This window comes from Pseudomonas sp. S34 (assembly GCF_009866745.1).
In the GTDB taxonomy this organism is placed as follows: Bacteria; Pseudomonadota; Gammaproteobacteria; order Pseudomonadales; family Pseudomonadaceae; genus Aquipseudomonas; species Aquipseudomonas jessenii.
Window position 1 is genome coordinate 1,844,878 of sequence record NZ_CP019398.1, and the last position, 22,814, is coordinate 1,867,691.

At 60.1% G+C, this 22,814-nt stretch carries 26 protein-coding genes; 17 read left to right on the forward strand and 9 right to left on the reverse strand.

The window, feature by feature from the left end:
* Positions 1-2: 2 nt before the first annotated feature.
* The 5 genes from PspS34_RS08175 to PspS34_RS08195 form a co-directional block, all read right to left on the reverse strand.
* Entirely contained in the window at positions 3-374 is a 372-nt protein-coding gene (locus PspS34_RS08175; RefSeq protein WP_046042961.1) for a glutathione S-transferase N-terminal domain-containing protein, read from the reverse strand.
* Positions 375-478: 104 nt separating this feature from the next.
* Entirely contained in the window at positions 479-1,024 is a 546-nt protein-coding gene (gene folE / locus PspS34_RS08180; RefSeq protein ID WP_007988130.1) for a GTP cyclohydrolase I FolE, read from the reverse strand.
* Between the two features lie 77 nt (positions 1,025-1,101).
* Positions 1,102-1,659 carry a Smr/MutS family protein gene (locus PspS34_RS08185; RefSeq protein ID WP_159389548.1) on the reverse strand — a complete coding sequence of 186 codons (558 nt, stop codon included), beginning with the start codon at positions 1,657-1,659 and terminating at the stop codon, positions 1,102-1,104.
* Between the two features lie 78 nt (positions 1,660-1,737).
* On the reverse strand, positions 1,738-2,058 hold the full coding sequence (locus PspS34_RS08190) for a hypothetical protein (protein WP_008048404.1): 321 nt from the start codon (positions 2,056-2,058) through the stop codon (positions 1,738-1,740).
* A gap of 131 nt (positions 2,059-2,189) precedes the next feature.
* Positions 2,190-2,780, reverse strand: coding sequence for a cysteine hydrolase family protein (locus PspS34_RS08195; RefSeq protein ID WP_056721821.1), 591 nt, complete (start codon positions 2,778-2,780; stop codon positions 2,190-2,192).
* 238 nt (positions 2,781-3,018) lie between these two features.
* On the opposite strand from PspS34_RS08195, the gene prmB reads away from it, so the two are divergent.
* On the forward strand, positions 3,019-3,927 hold the full coding sequence (prmB, locus tag PspS34_RS08200) for a 50S ribosomal protein L3 N(5)-glutamine methyltransferase (RefSeq protein ID WP_057715752.1): 909 nt from the start codon (positions 3,019-3,021) through the stop codon (positions 3,925-3,927).
* Between the two features lie 128 nt (positions 3,928-4,055).
* Here the strand turns inward: prmB and PspS34_RS08205 are convergent, their stop codons facing one another.
* A complete protein-coding gene (locus PspS34_RS08205; protein ID WP_159389549.1) occupies positions 4,056-4,847 on the reverse strand; it encodes a hypothetical protein in 792 nt (263 codons plus the stop codon).
* Positions 4,848-4,935: 88 nt separating this feature from the next.
* On the reverse strand, positions 4,936-5,889 hold the full coding sequence (locus PspS34_RS08210; RefSeq protein ID WP_159389550.1) for an alpha/beta fold hydrolase: 954 nt from the start codon (positions 5,887-5,889) through the stop codon (positions 4,936-4,938).
* Between the two features lie 128 nt (positions 5,890-6,017).
* Here PspS34_RS08210 and aroC point away from each other — a divergent pair, with 128 nt between their 5' ends.
* From aroC to mtnC, 5 genes are read left to right on the forward strand one after another with little or no spacing between them, the layout of a single operon-like run.
* The gene (aroC, locus tag PspS34_RS08215; protein WP_057715749.1) at positions 6,018-7,109 is read left to right on the forward strand and encodes a chorismate synthase; all 1,092 of its coding nucleotides are present in this window, start codon (positions 6,018-6,020) and stop codon (positions 7,107-7,109) included.
* 29 nt (positions 7,110-7,138) lie between these two features.
* Entirely contained in the window at positions 7,139-8,290 is a 1,152-nt protein-coding gene (locus PspS34_RS08220; RefSeq protein WP_090453989.1) for an MFS transporter, read from the forward strand.
* On the forward strand, positions 8,287-8,907 hold the full coding sequence (locus tag PspS34_RS08225; protein WP_057715747.1) for a methylthioribulose 1-phosphate dehydratase: 621 nt from the start codon (positions 8,287-8,289) through the stop codon (positions 8,905-8,907). The genes PspS34_RS08220 and PspS34_RS08225 overlap by 4 nt, the downstream gene beginning before the upstream one ends.
* Positions 8,908-8,927: 20 nt before the next feature.
* Complete coding sequence (locus tag PspS34_RS08230) at positions 8,928-9,473, forward strand: acireductone dioxygenase (RefSeq protein ID WP_159389551.1); 546 nt, start codon at positions 8,928-8,930, stop codon at positions 9,471-9,473.
* 4 nt (positions 9,474-9,477) lie between these two features.
* The gene (gene mtnC, locus PspS34_RS08235) at positions 9,478-10,161 is read left to right on the forward strand and encodes an acireductone synthase (protein WP_159389552.1); all 684 of its coding nucleotides are present in this window, start codon (positions 9,478-9,480) and stop codon (positions 10,159-10,161) included.
* 107 nt (positions 10,162-10,268) lie between these two features.
* Here the strand turns inward: mtnC and PspS34_RS08240 are convergent, their stop codons facing one another.
* Positions 10,269-10,547: a DUF3509 domain-containing protein gene (locus PspS34_RS08240; protein ID WP_057715744.1), complete on the reverse strand. Its 279-nt coding sequence runs from the start codon at positions 10,545-10,547 to the stop codon at positions 10,269-10,271.
* Positions 10,548-10,917: 370 nt separating this feature from the next.
* Here PspS34_RS08240 and PspS34_RS08245 point away from each other — a divergent pair, with 370 nt between their 5' ends.
* From PspS34_RS08245 to PspS34_RS08290, 10 genes are all read left to right on the forward strand, one after another.
* Positions 10,918-12,756 (forward strand): long-chain-acyl-CoA synthetase, encoded by a 1,839-nt coding sequence (locus PspS34_RS08245; RefSeq protein ID WP_150812352.1) that lies wholly within the window; start codon positions 10,918-10,920, stop codon positions 12,754-12,756.
* Between the two features lie 97 nt (positions 12,757-12,853).
* Positions 12,854-13,372 carry an ankyrin repeat domain-containing protein gene (locus PspS34_RS08250; RefSeq protein ID WP_057715742.1) on the forward strand — a complete coding sequence of 173 codons (519 nt, stop codon included), beginning with the start codon at positions 12,854-12,856 and terminating at the stop codon, positions 13,370-13,372.
* 235 nt (positions 13,373-13,607) lie between these two features.
* Positions 13,608-14,138 (forward strand): hypothetical protein, encoded by a 531-nt coding sequence (locus tag PspS34_RS08255; RefSeq protein ID WP_159389553.1) that lies wholly within the window; start codon positions 13,608-13,610, stop codon positions 14,136-14,138.
* 80 nt (positions 14,139-14,218) lie between these two features.
* Positions 14,219-14,410 carry a PLD nuclease N-terminal domain-containing protein gene (locus tag PspS34_RS08260; protein WP_057715740.1) on the forward strand — a complete coding sequence of 64 codons (192 nt, stop codon included), beginning with the start codon at positions 14,219-14,221 and terminating at the stop codon, positions 14,408-14,410.
* A gap of 226 nt (positions 14,411-14,636) precedes the next feature.
* Positions 14,637-15,512 (forward strand): polyamine aminopropyltransferase, encoded by an 876-nt coding sequence (gene speE / locus PspS34_RS08265; protein WP_057715739.1) that lies wholly within the window; start codon positions 14,637-14,639, stop codon positions 15,510-15,512.
* Positions 15,513-15,728: 216 nt separating this feature from the next.
* The gene (locus PspS34_RS08270) at positions 15,729-15,962 is read left to right on the forward strand and encodes a hypothetical protein (protein WP_150812355.1); all 234 of its coding nucleotides are present in this window, start codon (positions 15,729-15,731) and stop codon (positions 15,960-15,962) included.
* A 209-nt stretch (positions 15,963-16,171) separates the two neighbouring features.
* Positions 16,172-16,516: a ribonuclease E inhibitor RraB gene (locus tag PspS34_RS08275; RefSeq protein WP_007971898.1), complete on the forward strand. Its 345-nt coding sequence runs from the start codon at positions 16,172-16,174 to the stop codon at positions 16,514-16,516.
* A 364-nt stretch (positions 16,517-16,880) separates the two neighbouring features.
* Entirely contained in the window at positions 16,881-18,290 is a 1,410-nt protein-coding gene (locus PspS34_RS08280; RefSeq protein ID WP_007988088.1) for a circularly permuted type 2 ATP-grasp protein, read from the forward strand.
* A gap of 12 nt (positions 18,291-18,302) precedes the next feature.
* Positions 18,303-19,253: an alpha-E domain-containing protein gene (locus tag PspS34_RS08285; protein WP_057715736.1), complete on the forward strand. Its 951-nt coding sequence runs from the start codon at positions 18,303-18,305 to the stop codon at positions 19,251-19,253.
* Positions 19,250-20,059, forward strand: coding sequence for a transglutaminase family protein (locus tag PspS34_RS08290; protein WP_154946569.1), 810 nt, complete (start codon positions 19,250-19,252; stop codon positions 20,057-20,059). The genes PspS34_RS08285 and PspS34_RS08290 overlap by 4 nt, the downstream gene beginning before the upstream one ends.
* Before the next feature lie 120 nt (positions 20,060-20,179).
* On the opposite strand, the gene PspS34_RS08295 is transcribed toward PspS34_RS08290, so the two are convergent.
* Positions 20,180-21,001 carry a cytochrome c gene (locus PspS34_RS08295; RefSeq protein WP_090454001.1) on the reverse strand — a complete coding sequence of 274 codons (822 nt, stop codon included), beginning with the start codon at positions 20,999-21,001 and terminating at the stop codon, positions 20,180-20,182.
* Between the two features lie 595 nt (positions 21,002-21,596).
* On the opposite strand from PspS34_RS08295, the gene PspS34_RS08300 reads away from it, so the two are divergent.
* Positions 21,597-22,802 carry an acetyl-CoA C-acetyltransferase gene (locus PspS34_RS08300; RefSeq protein ID WP_159389554.1) on the forward strand — a complete coding sequence of 402 codons (1,206 nt, stop codon included), beginning with the start codon at positions 21,597-21,599 and terminating at the stop codon, positions 22,800-22,802.
* The last annotated feature ends 12 nt before the right edge of the window (positions 22,803-22,814 follow it).

The window sequence follows — 22,814 nt, forward strand, 5'->3', positions numbered from 1 at the left end:
CATCAGGCCGCCGCAAAACGCTTGTCCAGATAATCAATGATTACCTTGGACTCGTACATCCAGGTGGTCTGGCCATTCTCTTCAATGCGCAGGCACGGCACCTTGATCTTGCCGCCTTGCTCCAGCAAGGTCTGGCGATCCTGTTCGTTGTTCTTCGCGTCGCGAAGGGCCACCGGCACATTCAGGCGGCGCAGGGTACGGCGAGTCTTCACGCAGAACGGGCAGGCGTGGAATTGATACAGCGTCAGGCCCTTGGCAGCCGAATTGACCTGTGCCTGAACTTCCGCCGGGCGCTGCTTCTTGCCTGGGCGGGTGATGAAGTCGATGAAGATGATCAGTTGGCCAAGGCCGACACGAAGCGCTTTTACGAACACGTTGAAAGCCTCACGGTGCAAACGAATAAGGGCGCGCAGCTTACCTGATTTTTTGCAGGCGAAAAAAAACCGGCGATGAACGCCGGTTTTCTTCGTGCCGCGAATTACTTGATGAGGCTGAGGAATTCGCTGCGGGTGGCGGCGTTCTCGCGGAACTCACCGAGCATCACCGAGGTGATCATCGTCGAATTCTGCTTTTCCACACCGCGCATCATCATGCACATGTGCTTGGCCTCGATCACCACCGCAACGCCCAGGGCGCCGGTGACCTGCTGGACCGCATCGGCGATCTGGCGGCTGAGGTTTTCCTGGATCTGCAGGCGGCGGGCGTACATGTCGACGATCCGCGCCACTTTCGACAGGCCCAGGACCTTGCCGCTCGGGATGTAGGCAACGTGAGCCTTGCCGATGAACGGCAGCAGGTGGTGTTCGCACAACGAGTACAACTCGATGTCCTTGACCAGCACCATTTCGCTGTTGTCGGAGCTGAACAGGGCACCGTTGGTGACCTCTTCCAGTGTCTGTTCATAGCCGCGGCAGAGGTACTGCATGGCTTTGGCGGCACGTTTTGGCGTGTCGAGCAGGCCTTCGCGGGAAACGTCCTCGCCGAGCTGGCCGAGGATCGCCGTGTAATTCTGTTCCAGGGACATGAAACTACCTGTGGGATTTTACGCAAAGGGCAAGGGTACGGTGACGGACACGACGCTGCAAGCGTGACGCGTCAGCTTTACTCGTCACGACCTTCCATCATGGTGCGTTTGAGCATCACATAAACCGCGCCGGCACCACCATGTTTCGCCTGGCACGAGGTGAAGCCGAGTACCTGTGGATGCTGGCGCAGCCAAGTGTTGACGTGGCTTTTGATCATCGGCCGCTTGCCGTCCAGGCGAACAGCCTTGCCATGGGTGACGCGCACGCAGCGGATTTCGAATTTGGTGGCTTCAGCCAAAAATGCCCAGAGGGTTTCCCGGGCCTTTTCCACGCTCATGCCGTGCAGGTCGAGGCTGCCTTCGAAAGGAATCTGCCCGACCTTGAGCTTGCGCATCTGGCCTTCCTGCACGCCATCGCGGGCCCACATCAGCTCGTCTTCAGGGCCGACGTCGATGACGAACTGATCGGACAGCCCGTCGACGGTGGTGGATTCGGTGCGCACGGTGGCCGCTTGACGCAGTTTGGCAATCTGCGCGCGGTCAGCCTTGGGTTTGCCGGTTTCGGCGCGATCGTGCTTGATCGGCTTGACGCCTTGGATCGCGCTTTTGAACAGGGAAAAATCGTCGTCTTGCATGTCAGCCTCCGCGAAGGGCGGCCAGTTTACCCAACTCGAAGCGAATCGGGCGCGACAAAAACGCGCGCGATGCCAGGCTCAGTCGTGTTTTTTCATCAGGTGCGGGGACATGGCCAGCTCCCGCGACTGCCGCGAGCGACGCCGGCAACGGCGCCATAGCCAGACACCGAGGTACAGCACGAACAGGCCGATGGCCAGGATCACGGCAGCACCGGTGCGGCTTGTGTTCAATTCACCCAGGGCGGGTGCGTGGCCGAGCAGGCTGGCGGCACCGGCCATGGCGAGCAACACGCCGCACATCGCCAGCAACGCCGCGAACGTCGCGCCGATTCGAAAACGCCAGTTGCTTTGGCCTTTGGGCCGCAAGCGGCGAGCGTCAAAACCATCGGATAACTTCATTCCGACCTTCCTCAATGGGTATCGGCCCTTCGACCGGGAGTTGACCGGGATGTTCCTGAGGCTAAGACAATTACGGCAAATGGGAGGCTTTTGCGGATGAGCGGCGTTCCGGGCCGCTCATTGAGCGTCGATCAGATCAGTTCGCGGGTCAGCGCGAGGGTGGCGAAGTTGTCGCCCATGATCGCCATTTCCGTCTGATGGACGTGTGCGGCACTGAGCACGCCGCCCTTGTAAGGCAGGTCGCGGGTGGCGCAGGCGTCTTCCACCAGGGTGCAGCGGAAGCCCAGGTTCTTGGCCGCACGCACCGTGGTGCTGACGCTGGAGTGGCTCATGAAGCCGCAGACGATCAGGTCAAGGGCGCCGAGGTCTTCCAGGCGTTGTGCCAGTTCGGTGCCGTGAAAAGCGCTTGGCAACAATTTGCCGATGACGGTTTCATCGCTCTGTGGCTCCAGGCCCGGAATGAACTCACCGCCTACGCCCTGTGGGTTGAACAGCCCGCCGAGGGTACCGAGGTGGCGGACATGCACGATCGGCCGGCCGGCGGCGCGGGCAGCGGCGAGCAGTTGCTTGATGTTCGCGACAGCTTCATCCATGCCGCTCAGGGCCAGGGGACCGCTGAGGTATTCTTTCTGGGCATCGATGATGACCAGGGTGGCATGGCTCAGATTGGCCGCTGCATAACCGCGGCCGCTGAGTTGAAACATCGTTTTTGGAACAGACATTCTGGGGCTCCTTGGAGTGGGGCTTTTGCGCCATTGTCCTCTGGCTGAGCGGTTCTGTGAATCGCTACGATCGTAGGTGCCGTCGTTGCTGGCCTGTAGCCTTGTCAATAGTCACGTTTTGTTCAATAGCCTAGCGAAAAAATGGATAACTCCTACATTTGAATCGGTAGTTTCCCGCGTCGTCGTGAAGTCGTTTGACTGGTAGAATCCCCCGTCGATTTTTCTGGAGTTTGCCGTCGTGATCACTTCCCGCCTTCGTACCCTGCGTGACCATATCCGTTGGGCCGTCAGCCGCTTCCATGGGGAGGATCTTTTTTTCGGCCATGGCACTGACAACGCCTGGGACGAAGCCCGGCAATTGGTGTTGGGCGCGTTGCACCTGCCGTGGGAAATATCCGACAGCTACCTCGACTGCAATCTGGAAGAAGACGAAGTGGTTCACCTGCAGCTTTTGCTCAAGCGCCGCATCGAAGATCGGGTGCCTACCGCGTATCTGCTGGGCGAGGCCTGGTTCTGTGGCATGTCGTTCATCGTCGATGAGCGTGTGCTGATCCCGCGCTCCCCCATTGGCGAGTTGATCGAAAACCGTTTTACCCCCTGGCTGGCTACCGAGCCGGCGCGGATTCTCGACCTGTGCACCGGTTCCGGTTGCATCGGCATCGCCTGCGCCTACGAGTTCCAGCATGCCGAGGTGGTGTTGGCGGACCTGTCGTTCGAAGCGCTGGAAGTGGCCAATCAGAACATCGAGCGCCATGGTGTCGATGAGCGTGTGTACACGGTGCAGGGCGACGGTTTCGAGGGCTTGCCGGGTCAACGTTTCGACCTGATCGTGTCGAACCCGCCCTACGTCGATGCGGAAGATTTCGCCGACATGCCGGACGAGTACCAGCACGAACCGGAACTGGGCCTGGCCTGCGGTGATGACGGTTTGAACCTGGTGCGGCGCATGCTTGCCGAGGCGGCGGATCACCTGACCGAGAAGGGCTTGCTGATTGTCGAAGTGGGCAACAGCCAGGTGCACGTCGAGGCGTTGTACCCGGAAGTCGACTTCGCCTGGCTGGAGTTCGAGCGTGGCGGCCATGGTGTGTTCATGCTCAGCGCGCAGCAGTGTCGTGAGCATCAGGCGTTGTTCGCTTCTCGCGTCTGACCTTGTAGGAGCGAGCTCGCTCGCGATGGACGTAAGGGCGACGTGTTTATTCGGAATACACGCGTCATCGTTAACGTCCATCGCGAGCAAGCTCGCTCCTACAATGAATGCGCCGCGGTCTCAAGCCTTCAACGATGCGTGGCAATCCAGATCAACAACCCCGCCTGAAACACCGCAAACGCCACCAGGCAGGTGATGGTGAATCGCAGTCCGGCGTCTTCGCGTTTGTACTTGCTGACTTTTTCTTCGTGTTTCTTGAGTTTGACTTCCTGCTCGGCCAGGTTCTGTTCGGCTTGCTGGAGCATCTGCGCCGCTTCGAGGATTTCCACGACCTGCAGTTTTTCGCTGTTCCAGTCGCCAGAGAGGTCGCCGACCTTGACCGGCTTGACGCTGCCTTTCAAATGCTGGGCATCGGCATACACCACGTCGAAACCGTGCACGCGCAAAAAATGATCGCGGCGCAGGCGGGTGTCTTCGTTCAGTGCATCCTTGTTGTTCAGGTCGAAGCCGTCGACGGTGTAGGTCGGCCAGCGCTTTTTCGCCCAATTGATGCCCTGGGCCGCCATGTAGCGACCAATGCCACGGTTCAGCGGTTCAATCTGCAGTCCGCTTTCCGGACCGAAATGCACGCGTTTTTCGGCGTGATCGACCCACACGTCCAGATGATTCTGTTCCTTGCGTACGCGCTGGCCGGGCAGGGTGATGCTCATGCGCATCAGGCTGTGCGTCTTGTCATTGCGTTCGGCATAGCCTAACTCGACAAAGCGCAATGGGCGTCCGCCTGTGTTGCGGTCAGTCTGCAGGGGCGCCAGACGGAGCATCTTGTGGTGCTCGACGTGGACGTCCGCCCAGGGCAGCTCGACCGCTGGCGGCACGTCTTTTTCAGCGCTGGTGTCGGGTGAAGTCTGGGTGTCAGTCATAACGGCGAGATCCTGTCCAAGCTCAGCTTGTCGCCAACCAATGTGTTGGCGACAAAGGCTTATCGGCCGTTTTTTTCAAGACTGGAGGTTAACTGGCGCGAAGTCCTTCAATAAAACCGAGGATTCGTGTGCCCAGTTCCGCCGCCAGGGGCAGCTGCGGGTCCTTATAGGAGGCCAGTTGGCGTTTGACGTCGTTGGGCACGATGCGCATGACGTGGTTCATGCCCTCGATCAGCGCCAGTTCGGCGTCCGGTTTGGCAGCCTTGAGCAGCCTTGCGTCATTGACACCGACCTGGATGTCGTTGCTGCCCTGGATGATCAGTGCTGGCATTTTCAACTTCGCAAATGCCGCGGCCGGGTCCTGGCGGAACAGGGAAATCAGGTAAGGCTGCACGCTCGGACGGAAAATCACCTGCAAGGGTGGCGGCACATTGTCGTCGGTTTTTCCGGCCTTGAGGCTGTCGAGCAATTGATTGCTGCGCAGCATCAGCGGTTGAGGCAGGCGATTGCCCAGTTGCTCGCGAATGACCTGATCCACCGGTCTTGCGCTGCCGGAGACAGAAATCACCGCGTCGGCATCGATATCCGGCGCAGCGAGGCTGGCGATCAGGGCGCCTTCGCTGTGACCCAGCACGATCAACTGGCCAAAACGCGGATCGGTCTTGAGTTTCCGGCCCCAGGCTTGGGCATCGGCCACATAAGCTTCCACCGTCAGATTGCGTTCATCCGGGGTCGCCGCCAGGCTCGCGGCCACGCCACGCTTGTCGTAACGCACGCTGGCGATGTTGTGTTTGGCCAGCACCCAGGCCAGGCGCTTGAGGCTGTCATTGCGCCCGCCGTCGGCGTTGTTTCCGTCACGATCCGTAGGGCCGGAGCCTGAAATGATCAGGACAACCGGCACTCGATTGTCGGATTTTGGCAGCAACAGCGAGCCGAAAAGCTCGCCGGTGCCCGTATCCAATGTGATCGGTCGTTGCAGGACAGTCGCCTGGGCGAAGCCGGAAATCAGGGTAAGGCTCAAGGCTAGAACTCGCAGCATCATCGCGCCATTATCAAGAAGATGCCGGTTGGACTCACGGGCACCCGTAAGGTTCGAGGATGAACTACTTGGGTAGCCTGCGTATACTGGCGCGCATTACGTATTCAGGTTCATTTCACGGAGCGTCCTGCATGTCCGGCAATACCTACGGCAAGCTGTTCACTGTCACCACCGCGGGCGAAAGCCATGGCCCGGCGTTGGTCGCCATTGTCGATGGCTGCCCGCCGGGGCTGGAGATTTCCCTGGAGGATCTGCAGCGTGACCTGGACCGCCGCAAGCCCGGCACCAGCCGCCACACCACCCAACGCCAGGAAGCCGACGAAGTCGAAATCCTCTCCGGCGTGTTCGAAGGCCGCACCACCGGTTGCGCCATCGGCCTGTTGATCCGCAACACCGACCAGAAGTCCAAGGACTACTCGGCGATCAAGGACCTGTTCCGCCCGGCCCACGCCGATTACACCTACCACCACAAGTACGGCGAGCGCGATTATCGCGGCGGCGGTCGCAGCTCGGCCCGTGAAACCGCGATGCGCGTCGCGGCCGGTGCGATTGCAAAAAAATACCTGGCCAGCCAGGGCATCGTCATTCGCGGCTACATGAGCCAGTTGGGGCCGATTGAAATCCCGTTCAAGACCTGGGATTCGGTCGAGCAGAACGCCTTCTTCAGCCCGGACCCGGACAAAGTGCCTGAGCTGGAGGCCTATATGGACCAGTTGCGTCGCGACCAGGATTCGGTCGGTGCGAAAATCACCGTGGTCGCCGAAGGCGTGATGCCGGGCCTGGGCGAGCCGATCTTCGACCGCCTCGACGCGGAGCTGGCCCATGCGCTGATGAGCATCAACGCGGTCAAGGGCGTGGAAATCGGCGCCGGTTTTGCCAGCGTCGCCCAGCGTGGCACCGAGCATCGCGATGAAATGACCCCGGAAGGTTTCCTCAGCAACAACGCGGGCGGCATTCTCGGCGGTATTTCCTCCGGTCAGCCCATCGTTGCGCACCTGGCGCTGAAGCCGACGTCGAGCATCACAACGCCGGGCCGTTCCATCGACATCCATGGCAACCCGGTGGAAGTGATCACCAAGGGCCGTCACGACCCGTGCGTGGGCATCCGCGCCACGCCGATTGCCGAGGCGATGATGGCCATCGTGCTGATGGATCACCTGCTGCGCCATCGTGGGCAAAACGCCGACGTGCGTGTGAGCACTCCGGTGCTGGGTCAGCTGTAAATGGCTGGCATCATGGTCGCAGCCGTCTGATGGCGACTGCGGCGCTCCCGTACTGGCGGCTCTCCAGTTTCTATCTGTTCTATTTTGCCTTGCTCGGTTCGACAGCGCCGTTTCTGGCGCTGTACTTCGATCACCTGGGGTTCAGCGCCGCGCGCATCGGCGAGCTGGTCGCGATCCCGATGCTGATGCGCTGTGTGGCGCCGAACATCTGGGGCTGGCTGGGCGACTACACCGGTCGGCGACTGGCCATCGTGCGCTTCGGCGCGGTGTGTACGCTGCTGACCTTTTCGCTGATCTTCGTCAGCAAGACCTACGCCTGGCTGGCGATGGTCATGGCCTTGCATGCGTTCTTCTGGCATGCGGTGTTGCCGCAGTTCGAAGTCATCACCCTGGCGCATTTGCAGAGCCAGACCTCGCGCTACAGCCAGATTCGCCTGTGGGGCTCGATCGGTTTCATCATCACCGTGGTCGCGCTGGGCCGTTTGTTTGAATGGCTGAGCCTGGACATCTATCCGGCGGCGCTGGTGCTGATCATGGTGGGCATCGTGCTCAGCAGTCTGTGGGTGCCCAATGCCCAACCGGCCCCGGGCAACCGGGTGGCGGGGGAGGGATTCCTCAAGCAACTGCGCAACCCCGGTGTTTTGGCGTTTTACGGCTGCGTGGCGCTGATGCAGATGAGCCACGGACCGTATTACACGTTCTTGACCCTGCACCTTGAGCGCCTGGGTTACAGCCGGGGTGTGATCGGCATGCTCTGGGCGGTCGGCGTGGTCGCCGAAGTCCTGATGTTTTTGGCCATGAGCCGGATCTTCGCGCGCTTTTCACTGCGCCGGGTGCTGATGGCCAGCTTTCTGCTGGCGGCGTTGCGTTGGCTGTTGCTGGGTTCGCTGGCAGAGTTTCTTTGGGTACTGTTGTTTGCCCAGATCCTGCACGCGGCGACGTTCGGCAGCTTTCACGCCGCTGCCATTTCATTCGTGCAACGTAGCTTCGGTGCGCGCCAGCAAGGCCAGGGCCAGGCGCTGTACGCTGCATTGGCCGGCACCGGCGGTGCGTTGGGCGCGTTGTATTCCGGCTACAGCTGGAACGCCCTCGGCGCGGCATGGACATTTAGTATTGCCAGTCTCGCAGCCGTCGCGGCTGCCGTTATCATTGCCACACGTATGCAAGAGGACAGGCCATGAGCCTTACCCGTGAACAACTCGCCCAGGAAATCATCGACGCCGGGCGTTTTCTGTATGGCCGCGGCTGGTCGCCGGCCACCAGCAGCAATTACTCGACCCGCCTGTCGCCGAGCGAAGCCTTGCTGACCGTGTCCGGCAAGCACAAGGGGCAACTGGGCATGGACGACGTGTTGGCCACCGACCTGTCCGGCAACAGCCTGGAGCCGGGCAAGAAACCGTCCGCCGAAACCCTGTTGCACACCCAGCTCTACAGCTGGCGCCCGGAGATCGGTGCCGTGTTGCACACCCATTCCGTGAACGCCACCGTGCTGTCGCGCCTGACGCCGCAAGACTTCATCGAGTTCGAAGACTACGAACTGCAAAAGGCCTTCAGCGGTGTGACGACCCACGAATCCCGGGTGCGGGTGCCGATTTTCGACAACGACCAGGACATTGCGCGACTGGCCGCCAAGGTGCAGCCTTGGCTCGACGCCCATCCCGATTGCGTCGGCTACCTGATCCGTGGCCATGGCCTGTACACCTGGGGCGCGCGCATGAGCGATGCCCTGCGGCAGATCGAGGCCTTTGAATTTTTGTTCGAGTGCGAGTTGAAGATGCGCTCGCTCTTTAAAGCATGAACCGTTAAGGAGTTGCCCTGATGAGCAGCCTGTCCGTCTATCACGTCTCCAGCCCTGAAATCCCCAACAAGGTGCTGACCCATTTCGAAGACATCGCCTCGACCCTGGCCGAGCAGGGCGTACGCTTCGACCGCTGGCAAGCCGCGGCGAAGATCCAGCCGGGCGCCACTCAGGACGAAGTGATTGCCGCCTACCGGGAGCAAATCGACAAGCTGATGACCGAGCGCGGTTACGTCACTGTCGACGTGATCAGCCTCAACAGCGATCACCCGCAAAAAGCCGAACTGCGTGCCAAGTTCCTCGACGAACATCGCCACGGCGAAGATGAAGTACGATTTTTCGTTGCCGGCCGTGGCCTGTTTACCCTGCACATCGACGATTACGTCTACGCGGTGCTGTGCGAGAAAAACGACCTGATCTCGGTGCCGGCCGGAACCAAACACTGGTTCGACATGGGCGAACATCCGCACTTCGTCGCGATCCGTCTGTTCAACAACCCGGAAGGTTGGGTGGCCAATTTCACAGGCGAAGACATCGCCAGCCGATTCCCGCGCCTGGAGGACTGAGTCGATGCCGATCAAAGCGATTCTCACCGACATCGAAGGCACCACCAGCGCGGTGAGTTTTGTGTTCGACGTGCTGTTCCCCTATGCCGCCAAACACTTGCCGGCGTTTGTCCGTCAGCATGCCGAACGCGCCGATGTGGCGGAGCAACTGGCTGCCGTGCGCCGCGACAGCAATGAACCGGACGCCGACGTCGAGCGGGTCGTCGAGATCCTGTTGGGCTGGATCGCTGAAGACCGCAAGGCCACGCCGCTGAAAGCGTTGCAGGGCATGGTCTGGGAGCAGGGCTATCAGGCCGGGCAGTTGAAGGGGCACGTGTACCCGGACGCCGTTGAAGCGCTCAAGCGCTGGCATCGGGAGGGCTTTCAACTGTTTGTTTACTCGTCCGGTTCGATCCAGGCCCAGCGGTTGATCTTCGGCTGCTCAGAGGCGGGGGATCTGACGCCACTGTTCAGCGGCTATTTCGATACCACTTCAGGCCCCAAGCGCGAGGCGCAGTCCTACGCCAACATCACCCAGGCGATCAACCTTGAGGCGGGGCAGATTCTGTTTCTGTCGGACATCGTCGAAGAACTCGACGCGGCGCGCACGGCGGGGATGGCCACTTGCGGGCTGGCCCGCGAGGGTGGGGAACTGGCGGGGCATGTCACCGTGGACAGCTTTGCGCGGATCGATCCCTCTACTTTCTAAACGCCATACAACCTGTGGGAGCGGGCTTGCTCGCGAAAGCGGTGTGTCATTCAACGTTGATGTTGACTGACACTCCCTCTTCGCGAGCAAGCCCGCTCCCACATTTTCTACAGCGAGTGATAGGTCGGCAGGGCAAACCGTTGCTGGCTCTGCAGCATGGAAATCTGCGGCAGTTCACTGGCTTGTTCGGCGAGGTCGCGGCGAATCGCACTGATGACCCACGTCAGTTGGTCGCCATTGTGCAATTGCTGATAGGAAATCGAGCGCTTGAACACCTTGCCTTCGCCGCCGCTCAGGGTCAGCAGGATCCCACCGTCAGGCCGGGCATGGGTGGTGACTTCGAAGTTGGAGAACAGGGACGAAAATTTTTCCTGAATCAGGTTCATTTCTTTCAGCTCCGTTGGCTCTTGAATGGCAAGCATACGGAGAAGGTTGCAGTGATTGTGCCAGCCTGGGTTGTTTGTAAATAATCTTATAAAACAATAAGTTAGTATCTATGGTGATTTTTGCTTTCGTGCATTCTGCATGAACGGCCGTCGTGCATCCTGCATTTTGCGAGGTCGCTCGGCGATTCGATGGAACCATTGCGTGTGCGGGGGTTCACGATTGGCCTTGTATCAATCGCGGATCAAGATCGCAGATCAAGATCGCGGATACAAAACATTTCAAAAACCGCGTGTACAGCTCAAGAACCGTTGACGTATTTTCGGGCTCAGTCATCGCAGCCCGACAATAAAAAGATCGAACGGGAGCATCATGAGTCGCACGTCGAACGACACGATTACCTGGAGCATGATGCTCCGCAAGCTGCCTTCCATCGCCAAGGCCATCCCCCGGGTGGTGAGGGGCATGAAGGCCGCCAACGTCAAGGACCCGACCCAGGCGTGTGGTTTGGGCTGGAGTTTCGAGCAAGCCACGTTGCGCAACCCGGATGGCCCGGCGCTGTTGCAAGGCGACGTAACGCTCAGTTATTCCGAGGTCAACCAATGGGCCAATCGCATCGCCCATCACCTGATCGGCCAAGGCATCGGCAAGGGTGATGTGGTGGCGGTCTTCATCGAGAACCGCCCGGAATTGCTGGTGACGATTCTGGCGGTGGCCAAGGTTGGCGCGATCAGTGCGCTGCTCAATACCTCGCAAACCCGCGACACCCTGGTGCACAGTGTGAACCTGGTGGCGCCGGTGGCGATCATTGTCGGTGAGGAGTTGGTCCCGGCGTACCTGGCGGTGCGTGAGCGGGTGTCGATCAAGGCTGCGCGAACCTGGTTCGTTGCCGATCAGGACACCTCTCGACAACCCGGTATCGCACCTGAAGGTTTCATCAACCTGATGACCGTCAGCCTCGACGACGCCAGCGACAACCCGGCCAGCAGCCAGCAGATTTTCTTCGACGATCCCTGCTTTTATATCTACACCTCGGGCACCACGGGGCTGCCCAAGGCCGGCGTGTTCAAGCACGGTCGCTGGATGCGCAGCTCTGCGAGTTTCGGCATGATCGCCCTGGACATGCGCCCCGACGATGTCGTCTATTGCACCTTGCCGCTGTACCACGCCACGGGCCTTTGCGTGTGCTGGGGTTCGGCCGTCAGTGGGGCCAGCGGATTCGCCATTCGCCGCAAATTCAGCGCCAGTCAGTTCTGGAACGATGCGCGCAAGTACCGGGCGACCACCATCGGTTATGTCGGCGAACTGTGCCGCTACCTGGTCGATCAACCGCCCAGCTCCGAGGACAGCCGGCACGATGTGAAGAAAATGATCGGCAACGGCTTGCGCCCCGGCGCCTGGAGCGAGTTCAAGACCCGCTTTGCGGTGAATCACATCTGCGAGCTGTACGCTGCCAGCGACGGCAATATCGGTTTCACCAACATTCTCAATTTCGACAACACCATCGGTTTTTCCCTGATGTCCTGGGAGCTGGTCGCGTACGACCATGACAGTGGCGCGCCGATTCGACAGGCCAATGGCCTGATGCGCAAGGTCGCCAAGGGTGAGCAGGGGTTGTTGCTGGCAAAAATCGACGACAAGGCCCCCCTGGACGGTTACACCGATCCGCAGAAAACCGCCAAGGTCGTGCTTGAGGATGTGTTCGAAAAGGGAGACCGCTACTTCAACACCGGCGACCTGTTGCGCAACATCGGCTTTGGGCATGCGCAGTTTGTCGACCGCCTGGGCGACACCTACCGCTGGAAGGGCGAAAACGTTTCGACCACGGAGGTCGAAAACATCCTCCTGCAACACCCGCTTATTTCCGAAGCCGTGGCCTATGGCGTGGAAATCCGCAACACCAATGGCCGGGCCGGGATGGCGGCGATCACTCCCGCCGAATCCCTGGCAACCCTGGACTTCAGTGAGCTGCTGGCCTTCGCCCGCGAGCAGATGCCGGCCTATGCGGTGCCGTTGTTCCTGCGGGTGAAAGTGAAAATGGAAACCACCGGGACGTTCAAATATCAGAAGACCCGACTCAAGGATGAGGCCTTCGACCCGGGTAAAACCGGCGATGACCCGATCTATGCCTGGCTGCCGGGGACACAGACTTATGTACAGGTCACGGAGCAGTTGTTGTCCGACATTCACGGCGGCAAGTACCGCTATTGAATCTGACTATGGCGGCCCATGAGAAAAAACAAGTGACAGTGCCGGGGGCGCTCGGGAAACTGTCGGCTTTTACGAATGACAGAAAAGGGAGTGCCCAATGTCAGACAAAAGCCGCCAGATGACCCCCGAAGAAGCCGCCGAATTTACCGAACAGGTATTCAACAAGGCACGGGAGGGCGATGCGGCGATGATGGCCGCGCTGCTGACCAAGGGTTTGCCGCCAAACCTGCGTAACCACAAGGGCGATACCTTGCTGATGCTGGCCGCGTATCACGGGCATGTGGACACGGTAAAAGTCCTGCTGGAGCACAAGGCCGACCCGGAGATCCGCAACGACAACGGCCAGAGCCCGATTGCCGGTGCCGCCTTCAAGGGCGACCTGGCGGTGATCAAGGCCTTGGTCGATGGTGGCGCCCAGGTTGAAGGCTCGTCCTTCGATGGCCGCACGGCGCTGATGATGGCGGCGATGTTCAACCGCGTCGAAGTGGTTGATTACCTGATCAGCAAGGGCGCCGACCCGAAAGCCAAGGACGCCAATGGCATCACCGCGCTGGAGGCTGCCAGGACCATGGGGGCTTCCGATACTGTTGCGCAACTTGAGAAGCTGATTGGCTGATATCGAATGACTTGAGGCTGTTAATCCCAATTGTGGCGAGGGGGCTTGCCCCCGTTCGGCTGCGAAGCAGTCGTAGAATCAGCATGTGCGGTCTTTCTGATACACCCCAATTGAATGTTTTGGGGCCGCTTCGCGACCCTACGGGGGCAAGCCCCCTCGCCACAGGTCCGCACTTCCCTCATTAATGCGCTATCCTTCGCGCCCTCAAAATTCACCTCGCTACAGGATCCTCCCCATGAAAGCCGCACTCGTCGAACTCATCAGCAAAATCAGCTCCGGGTGCATGGGCGAAGACGAAATCCTCAAGGTCGCGGACGAAGCGGCCCAGGCCTACGCCGATCCCGAGGCTTTTCTGACGGCCAATCCGGACATCAACTACGACGAGACCTTCCCGATCCCGCTGGGTGAGTGGGTGGTGGTCGGCAGCCTGCCGGAAACGGTGCTGTTCCAGGCTGACACATACATGGACCTGTTCGCGCAGATCGTCGCCTCGTTCGGCCCGGGTGTGGAGTTCAATCTCAAGCCCAAGCAACTGGCCAGGACCGAAGCCCTGACCGCGCTCAACCGCATCCAGGTGCAGATGAGCAGCATGAACAAGGAAAACGGTGGCTACACGCTGATGAACTTCAGCCAGTTGCTCGATGACGAGTTGCAGGTGGTCCTGGTCTACGGCAACGACGTGCCACGGGTGCTGGAATTGTGCACCGAAGTGGGCATTACAGCCGCGCCATCCCTGGAAGCCCTGAAAGTGGCGATCCACTTCTGATCCAGACACTGTCAATAAAAAGGAATCCTCGCGACGACCGTCTATCCTGAGGGGGCATATCACTTTTCGGGAGCGTCACCATGGGTTCTACGTTCAACAGCCTGGTTGCCTTGATCATTTTTGTCCTGGACATCTGGGCCATCATCAACGTCTTCAAAAGTAGTGCCGGGACCGGGATGAAAATCCTCTGGGTACTGCTGATCGCGCTGTTGCCGGTACTGGGACTGATCATCTGGGCCATTGCCGGGCCGCGGGGCAACGTCAAACTCTGAGCGTCGACACTGAACCTGTGGGAGCGGGCTTGCTCGCGAAAGCGGTGAATCAGTCAACATTTATAGCGACTGACACTACGCCTTCGCGAGCAAGCCCGCTCCCACATTCGACCTGTCATGTTCCGCGACGTAGAATGCGCGCCTTTCCCGGCCAATCGAGACGCTCGATTGGCCATCATGGGCGGGTAACCGTCCGTTGCCACCCGCATTCATCGGAGCACTTCCCATGAGCAACATCCCCGCCAGCGACTACCTGGAAACCCTCTATGAAGGCTACGGCCAGCGTTTTCGCATGGAAAAACTGCTGCACGAAGTGCGCACCGAGCACCAGCACCTGGTGATCTTCGAGAACCCGCGCATGGGCCGGGTGATGGCGCTGGACGGCGTGATCCAGACCACCGAAGCCGACGAATTCATCTACCACGAAATGCTCACCCACGTGCCGATCCTGGCGCACGGTGCTGCCAAGCGCGTGCTGATCATCGGCGGCGGTGACGGCGGCATGTTGCGTGAAGTGGCCAAGCATCGCAGCGTCGAGCACATCACCATGGTCGAGATCGACGGCACCGTGGTCGACATGTGCAAGGAATTCCTGCCGAATCACTCCAAGGGTGCATTCGATGATCCACGCCTGAACCTGGTGATCGACGACGGCATGCGTTTCGTCGCCACCACCACTGAAAAGTTCGACGTGATCATTTCCGACTCCACCGATCCGATCGGACCGGGTGAAGTGCTGTTCTCGGAAAACTTCTACCAGGCTTGCCACCGCTGCCTGAACGAAGGCGGCATCCTGGTGACCCAGAACGGCACGCCGTTCATGCAGATCGAAGAAGTGAAGACCACCGCCGGTCGCCTGCGCAGCCTGTTCCCGGACTGGCACTTCTATCAGGCCGCCGTACCGACCTACATCGGTGGTTCGATGACCTTCGCCTGGGGCGCCACCAATACCGCTTATCGCAAGTTGTCCCGCGAAACCCTGCAACAACGCTTCGCGGGCAGCGGCATCATCACCCGCTACTACAATCCTGAAATCCACATCGGCGCCTTCGCCTTGCCGCAATACGTGTTGCAGGCAGTGAACAAGCCAAGTAACGACTGATGGATTGAAACGCAGACCTGTAGGAGCGAGCCTGCTCGCGATGGACGTGAACGATGACGCGGGATGTCTGATTTAACGCGGCGTTCTCAAGTTTTTCGCGAGCAGGCTCGCTCCTACAGAGATTTGCGATGGGTGCAGATCCACCGGAACAATTAGCCAGCTAACAAGGTCGAGATAGAGGTAAGCCCATCCATGGGTTTTATCGAGGAGGCACCAATGCAAAAGTGGAAGGTCACTTTCGTGGATGATCATGGCGAAACCATCAACGAAGTCTTTGAGTGCACCGAGCGCCCGGACTACGAGCGTGCTGCCAAGCTCATCAAGGCCCGGCTTCTTCCTGTCGCCGCCGAACTGGATCTGAACGATCTGGAAGGGCGGACCAGTGACGCGAGCGTCAAAGAGCTCAAGTCCCAGAACAGCATTCAAATCCTCGACATTACTCCAATCTGAACAACACCTGTCGCATTCACATCCAGGCCTTGGCACGGGCTCTGTCTTGAGGCTACTCTGCAAGCGAGATCAGCGAATGAATCGCTAAGGTCTGGTCTTGTAGCTCCATGCTTGTTTCCCGCCGGCACATCGGTTGCCGTCGCTCGCGCTGTTCGGTTGCGGGTGAGGGAGTACGGAAAGTCTATCCATCGTTTTGAGGAGGACGTTTCATGAGCACAGCCTATCAAGAAGACATCAGCAGCAGCGTGCTGCGCCGCATGAAAGAAGGCGGTTTTGACTTTTCACGGTTTCATCCCATCGAGTTCTACGCCATTTTCCCGGATGAGGAGCGGGCACGCAGGGCGGCAGGTCATTTCCACCGTGGTGAATCCCTGGATGCGCAAGTCAGTGTGCGCGACGACGGCGCCTGGGCGCTGGAGCTGTGCAAGGTCATGTATGCCACCTACGATGATATCGGCGACTTCGAACAGGGTTTCGAAGCAGTGGTCGAGCCTCTGGGCGGCATCATCGAAGGCTGGGGTGTGAAACAGGAGGTACGAGGGCGACTCGCATAACCTTATGAACAGTGACAATCAGCAATCACGGCTGACCTTCGGGTTGGCCGTTTTCATTTGTGGGCGTTGGACACCAAAAAAAGCCGCCAGGGCAGGCGGCTAAAAGGGAAGTCCGGTGAGCTTTTCAGCGAATGCCTGGATTATCCGTACCCATTGCCGGGCAGTGAAATCAACTCTGACTATGCTGGTGATAGGCGACCACCACGCCTTGCAATGAAGCGGGGGCGATCAGGTTGGGGCATTTACCGCACAGGATTGGTGCGGTACGTGCGCGTTGATTATCCAACCGATTGAAATTTAAGCGTTTATGCCGATGGCACGGGCCTTGCGAAGGTCTGGACGTCCGAGTGACAAGGAGTACGGCATGATCCGCACCTATTTTGATGAGATGTACGATGCCGGCGGCCAGGTCCGCCCGCATTATCGGGAGTTTGCCCGTTGGCTGGCCGAGACGCCTGACGAGCTTCTGGCACAACGGCGACGCGAGGCCGATCTGTTGTTTCATCGCGCCGGGATTACCTTCACGCTCTACGGGGACGAGCAGGGCACAGAGCGCCTGATCCCCTTCGACACCATTCCACGCAGCATCCCCGCCAGCGAATGGCGGATTGTCGAACGCGGCTGCATCCAGCGGGTCAAGGCGTTGAACATGTTCCTCGCCGACCTCTACCACGAGCAGCGCATCATCAAGGCCGGCATCATTCCGGCCGAGCAGGTGCTGGCCAACGAGCAGTACCAGTTGGCGATGCAGGGCCTGGACCTGCACCGCGATATCTATTCGCACATCTCCGGCGTCGACCTGGTGCGCGACGGTGACGGCACCTACTACGTGCTCGAAGACAATCTGCGTACGCCGAGCGGCGTCAGCTACATGCTCGAAGATCGCAAGATGATGATGCGCCTGTTTCCCGAGCTGTTCGCGGCGCAACGCATTGCCCCCATCGACCACTACCCGAACTTGCTGCTCGACACCCTGAAAAGTTCAAGCCCCATCGATAACCCGAGCGTGGTGGTGCTGACGCCGGGGCGCTTCAACAGTGCGTTCTTCGAACATGCATTCCTGGCGCGGGAAATGGGCGTGGAACTGGTGGAGGGCGCGGACCTGTTCGTGCGTGACGACAAGGTCTACATGCGCACCACCGACGGGCCGAAAGCGGTCGACGTGATTTATCGTCGCCTCGACGACGCCTTCCTCGATCCCCTGGCCTTCAACCCGGAATCGATGCTCGGTGTGCCGGGGCTGCTGTCGTCCTACCGTTCCGGCAACGTGGTGCTGGCCAATGCCATTGGTACGGGGGTAGCGGACGACAAATCGGTGTATCCGTTCGTTACCGACATGATCCGTTTCTACCTCGATGAAGAACCGATCCTGAAGAACGTGCCGACCTGGCAATGCCGTAATCCGTCTGAGCTTTCCCATGTGCTGGCCAATCTTCCAGAACTGGTGGTCAAGGAAACCCAAGGCTCCGGCGGGTACGGAATGCTGGTGGGGCCGGCGGCGACGGCGGCGGAAATCGAAGCCTTCCGTGCGCGGATCATCGCCAAGCCCCATGCATATATCGCGCAACCGACGCTGTCGCTGTCGACCTGTCCGACCTTTGTCGAAAACGGCATTGCGCCACGCCATATCGACTTGCGGCCGTTTGTTCTGTCGGGTCGTGAAACCCGGGTCGTGCCCGGCGGCTTGACCCGCGTCGCCCTGCGCGAAGGCTCCCTGGTGGTCAATTCCTCCCAGGGCGGTGGAACCAAGGACACCTGGGTGGTCGAGGATTAAAGGAAGCCTGTCATGTTAAGTAGAACTGCCTCGGATTTGTATTGGATGTCGCGTTACCTGGAGCGGGCGGAAAACCTCGCCCGGATGCTCGACATCAGCTATTCGCTGTCGCTGATGCCGCAGGACGGTCGTGGCGACGGTTTGCACGAACTGGCCATGCCGCTGTTGATCACCGGCACCCTGGACGATTACCTGGAGCGCCATGGCGAACTGCATGCCGAACGGCTGCTGCATTTCTTCGCCCTGGATGCGGCCAACCCGGCGAGCATCTACAGCTGCCTCGGTGCGGCACGGGCCAGCGCCCATGCGGTGCGTGGGCGCATCACCGCCGACATGTGGGAAAACATCAACGCCACCTGGCTGGAAATTCGCGGCATCGCCGAACAGGGCCTCAGTCGCTACGGCATGAGCCGTTTCTGCGAGTGGATCAAGGAACGTTCCCACCTGTTCCGGGGTGCGTCCTACGGCACCATCATGCGTAACGATGCGTTTCGCTTCATTCGTCTGGGGACCTTTATCGAACGGGCGGACAACACCTTGCGCCTGCTCGATGCCCGCTATGAAATGGCCGGCGATCAGGCCGAAGCGGTCAGCGATGGCACCGCTCACGCCTATTACCAGTGGAGCGCGTTGTTGCGGGCATTGTCGTCGTTCGAGGCCTACACGGAAATCTACCGCGACGCCCCCGGCGCCAGGCATGTGGCGGAGTTGCTGTTGCTGCGGGCCGATGTACCGCGATCCCTGCGCGCCTGCACCGAAGAAATCGACCAGATTCTCTCGCAATTGCCGGGGGCCAACGGTCGCCCGGCACAACGCCTGGCGGCAGAAATGGACGCACGCCTGCGCTACACCGGCATCCATGAAATTCTCGAAGAAGGCCTGCACGCCTGGCTGACCGAGTTCATCCCGCTGGTGCGCCAGTTGGGTAACGCGATACACAGTTCTTATCTGGAGGCCGCATGAGACTTTCCATTAGCCACGAGACCACCTATCACTACGAAGACAAGGTGCGGGCGAGCATCCAGTACCTGCGACTGACTCCCCACGACAGCGAGCGCCAGCACGTGCTCAGCTGGCAGCTCGACCTGCCGCGTCCGGTGCGGGCGCAACTCGATCCGTTCGGCAACATTCTGCATGTGCTGACCATGGACGAGCCCCATGAGGCGATCATCATCGGTGCCCGTGGCCAGGTCGATATCGACGAAATGCGTGAGGCCGAACACGAGAGCCAGTCGGCACTGCCGTTTCTGCGCTTCACCCGTTTGACCGAAGCCGACGCCGCCCTGCGTGCGTTCGCCGAGAAGGAATGCAGGCAACGCCGCGATCGCACGGCGCTGATCGATCTGATGCATGGCCTCAACCAGCATATGACCTACACACCGGGCTCCACGGAAGTGGACACCAGCGCGGCCCAGGCCTTTGCCGGACGGTCCGGCGTGTGCCAAGACCACACCCACGCGTTTCTCGCCTGCACCCGCAGCCTGGGCATTCCTGCGCGTTATGTGTCGGGCTATCTGTACAGCGAAAACAGCGAACACCTGGCCAGCCACGCCTGGGCCGAAGCCTGGCTGGATGACGCCTGGTACAGCTTCGACGTGACCAATGAGCTGGCCCGGCCGGAACGCCATCTGAAACTGGCGGTGGGCCTGGATTACCTGGATGCCTGCCCGGTGCGCGGGATGCGCCGGGGCGGCGGGTGTGAGCAGATGCACGCCAAGGTGCTGGTGTCACCGACGCCAGCGCCGGTGATTTCAGTGCAGCAGCAGTAGGCGCGATACCACGGAACCCTGTGGGAGCGAGCTTGCTCGCGATGGCGTCATTTCAGTCAATACTTTTGTGACTGACACACCGCTATCGCGAGCAAGCTCGCTCCCACAGGTACGATGTTGTTACGGCTTAACCTTGCGCCCGACCATATGTTGCAAATACCCCACCAGGCTCTGCAGATCCCCATCGGGCAACACCTCGGCCGAGAACCCGGGCATCTTCGCTTGCGGCCACTGGCGCAAACTCTGTGGATCGCGGATGTAGCGCTTGAGGAAGTCCGCACCGAAGTACTCGGTCGGGTTGTACGGAATATTCAGGTCCGGCCCGAATTGCGCGTCCCCGGCGCCATTGAGTCGATGGCAGGCCAGGCAGTTCTTCTGGAACAACGCAAATCCCTTGTTCACCGGATCATCCGCCTTCAATGCCGGATCGGGCAGCAGTGCGGGAAAGCGCTCGGCCACGGGTGCCAGGCGTTTGATGCTCGCCACCTGGAACGGCCATTGTTCTGGACTGATGTTGCCGGCCTGCGGATTGCTCCAGACCAGATAGAACGGCCCGGCGCCCGGCTTGCCTTCGGATAGCGGTGGCCAGGGCTTGCTCGGGTCTTCAATCGCCAGCCACGCCTGTGCACCCTGGGTATTGAGCAACGGCGCGGCGGTCATTTCGGCGGCAAAACCATCCAGCGCAACGGCTTGCAGGTGGTCTTCAGGTTTGATGCCGGTCAGCAGTGCGGACAGCGGCACGGCGCGGTAGCTCATGTCCCGCTTGTAGGAAACGTCGTTGCTGATGTCGATGGTTTGAACCTGAGGATGCTTGAGCAATTGCTCGGTCTGCCAGGTGCGACTGTTCGCGCCCAGCTCCAGGTTCAGCTGTGCGGCATACAGGGGCGAGCCGAACAGCGTGGCCCCGAGCAGAATGAGCATTTTCAAGTGATCGCCGTCCATGTCGTGCAAGTGCCGCAAAGATTGGCACAGCCACGCTGGCCCGGGTAGCGGGCCAGTCACATTTTGAGAGTGGCAATTCAAAAACTGTGACGCCGTAGCTTTATAGACGCGACTAGCCGATGACCTTGGTCAGGTTCGGCAATATCAACAACAGCGTGGTGGCGAAAAGGATGAGCCCGGCTTGACGTACTTTCGATTGTTTGAACATGGCTTGACCGCCTTTTTTGTTATTTCCTGATGCCTGCCCGCATAGCATCCATGATGGCAGCGCGTTGCACTTCCTGTAGTGACGAGTGCCTCGGCAAAACCCGACGACAACTTCGTACATGTTCACCTTAGAGCCCGCGGTACGCTTGGCTTAGATCCATTTCGTATGGTGTTCTTCAAATTCGCGTTAAAAATGGCATGAGGCCTAGTGCCAGCTTCTTTGGCACCCGTTGGCTAGACAGCTTGGTGTCCTGAATGGTAGCTGACTACCGTTCGTCTGAGCGTGAGCGTCAATGTCTGTGAGCGCTGCGGTCATTGAATCAAACGCGGCTCGGGTCAAGAGTGGGCACTCGGTATTTACCCACCTGCACTGCGGTTCGAGGACGTCATGACCCAAGCATTGATTTTCGACGCGTTACGCACGCCCCGTGGCAAAGGCAAGGCCGATGGCGCCTTGCACAGCGTCAAACCGGTGAACCTGGTGGCTGGTTTGCTCACCGCACTGCAACAGCGCACAGCGCTGGACACCAGCCAGGTCGATGATGTGGTGCTTGGCTGCGTAACCCCGATTGGTGATCAAGGTTCCGACATCGCCAAGACTGCCGCTCAGGTGGCCGATTGGGATGTCAGCGTGGCGGGAGTACAGATCAACCGGTTCTGTGCTTCGGGGCTGGAGGCCGTGAACCTCGGCGCGATGAAAGTGCGTTCCGGTTTCGAAGACCTGGTGGTGGTCGGTGGTGTCGAGTCGATGTCCCGGGTGCCGATGGGCAGCGATGGCGGGGCCTGGGCGCTGGACCCGGCGACCAACCTGCACAGTCACTTCACGCCACAGGGCGTGGGTGCCGACCTGATCGCCACCCTTGAAGGCTTCAGCCGTCAGGACGTCGATGCCTACGCCCTGCATTCCCAGCAAAAGGCTGCACGGGCGCGGGCCGATGGCTCGTTCAACAAATCGCTGGTGCCGGTGCAGGACCAGAACGGCATCATCCTGCTCGATCACGATGAGTTCATCCGCGCCGACTCGACCCTGGAAGGCCTGGGCAAGCTCAAGCCGAGTTTCGAGATGATGGGGCAGATGGGTTTCGATGCCACCGCGCTGCGGGTCTACAGCCATGTCGAGCGGATCAACCATGTGCACACCCCCGGCAACAGCTCCGGGATTGTCGACGGCGCGGCGCTGATGCTCATCGGCTCCGAAGCCAAGGGCCGGGCGTTGGGCTTGCAGCCACGGGCGCGGATTGTCGCCACGGCGGTCACCAGCACCGATCCGACCATCATGCTCACCGGCCCCGCGCCGGCGACCCGCAAGGCGTTGGCCAAGGCCGGACTGCGGGTCGAAGACATCGACCTGTTCGAGGTCAACGAGGCGTTCGCGTCGGTGGTGTTGAAATTCATCAAGGACATGGCCGTCGATCCGGACAAGGTCAATGTCAACGGCGGCTCAATCGCCATGGGCCACCCGCTGGGCGCCACTGGCTGCGCCATTCTCGGCACGCTGCTCGATGAGCTGGAAACCCGGCGCCTGCGTTATGGCCTCGCGACCCTGTGTGTCGGCGGCGGCATGGGCATTGCCACCATCATCGAACGCCTCTGAGCCCGGACATCA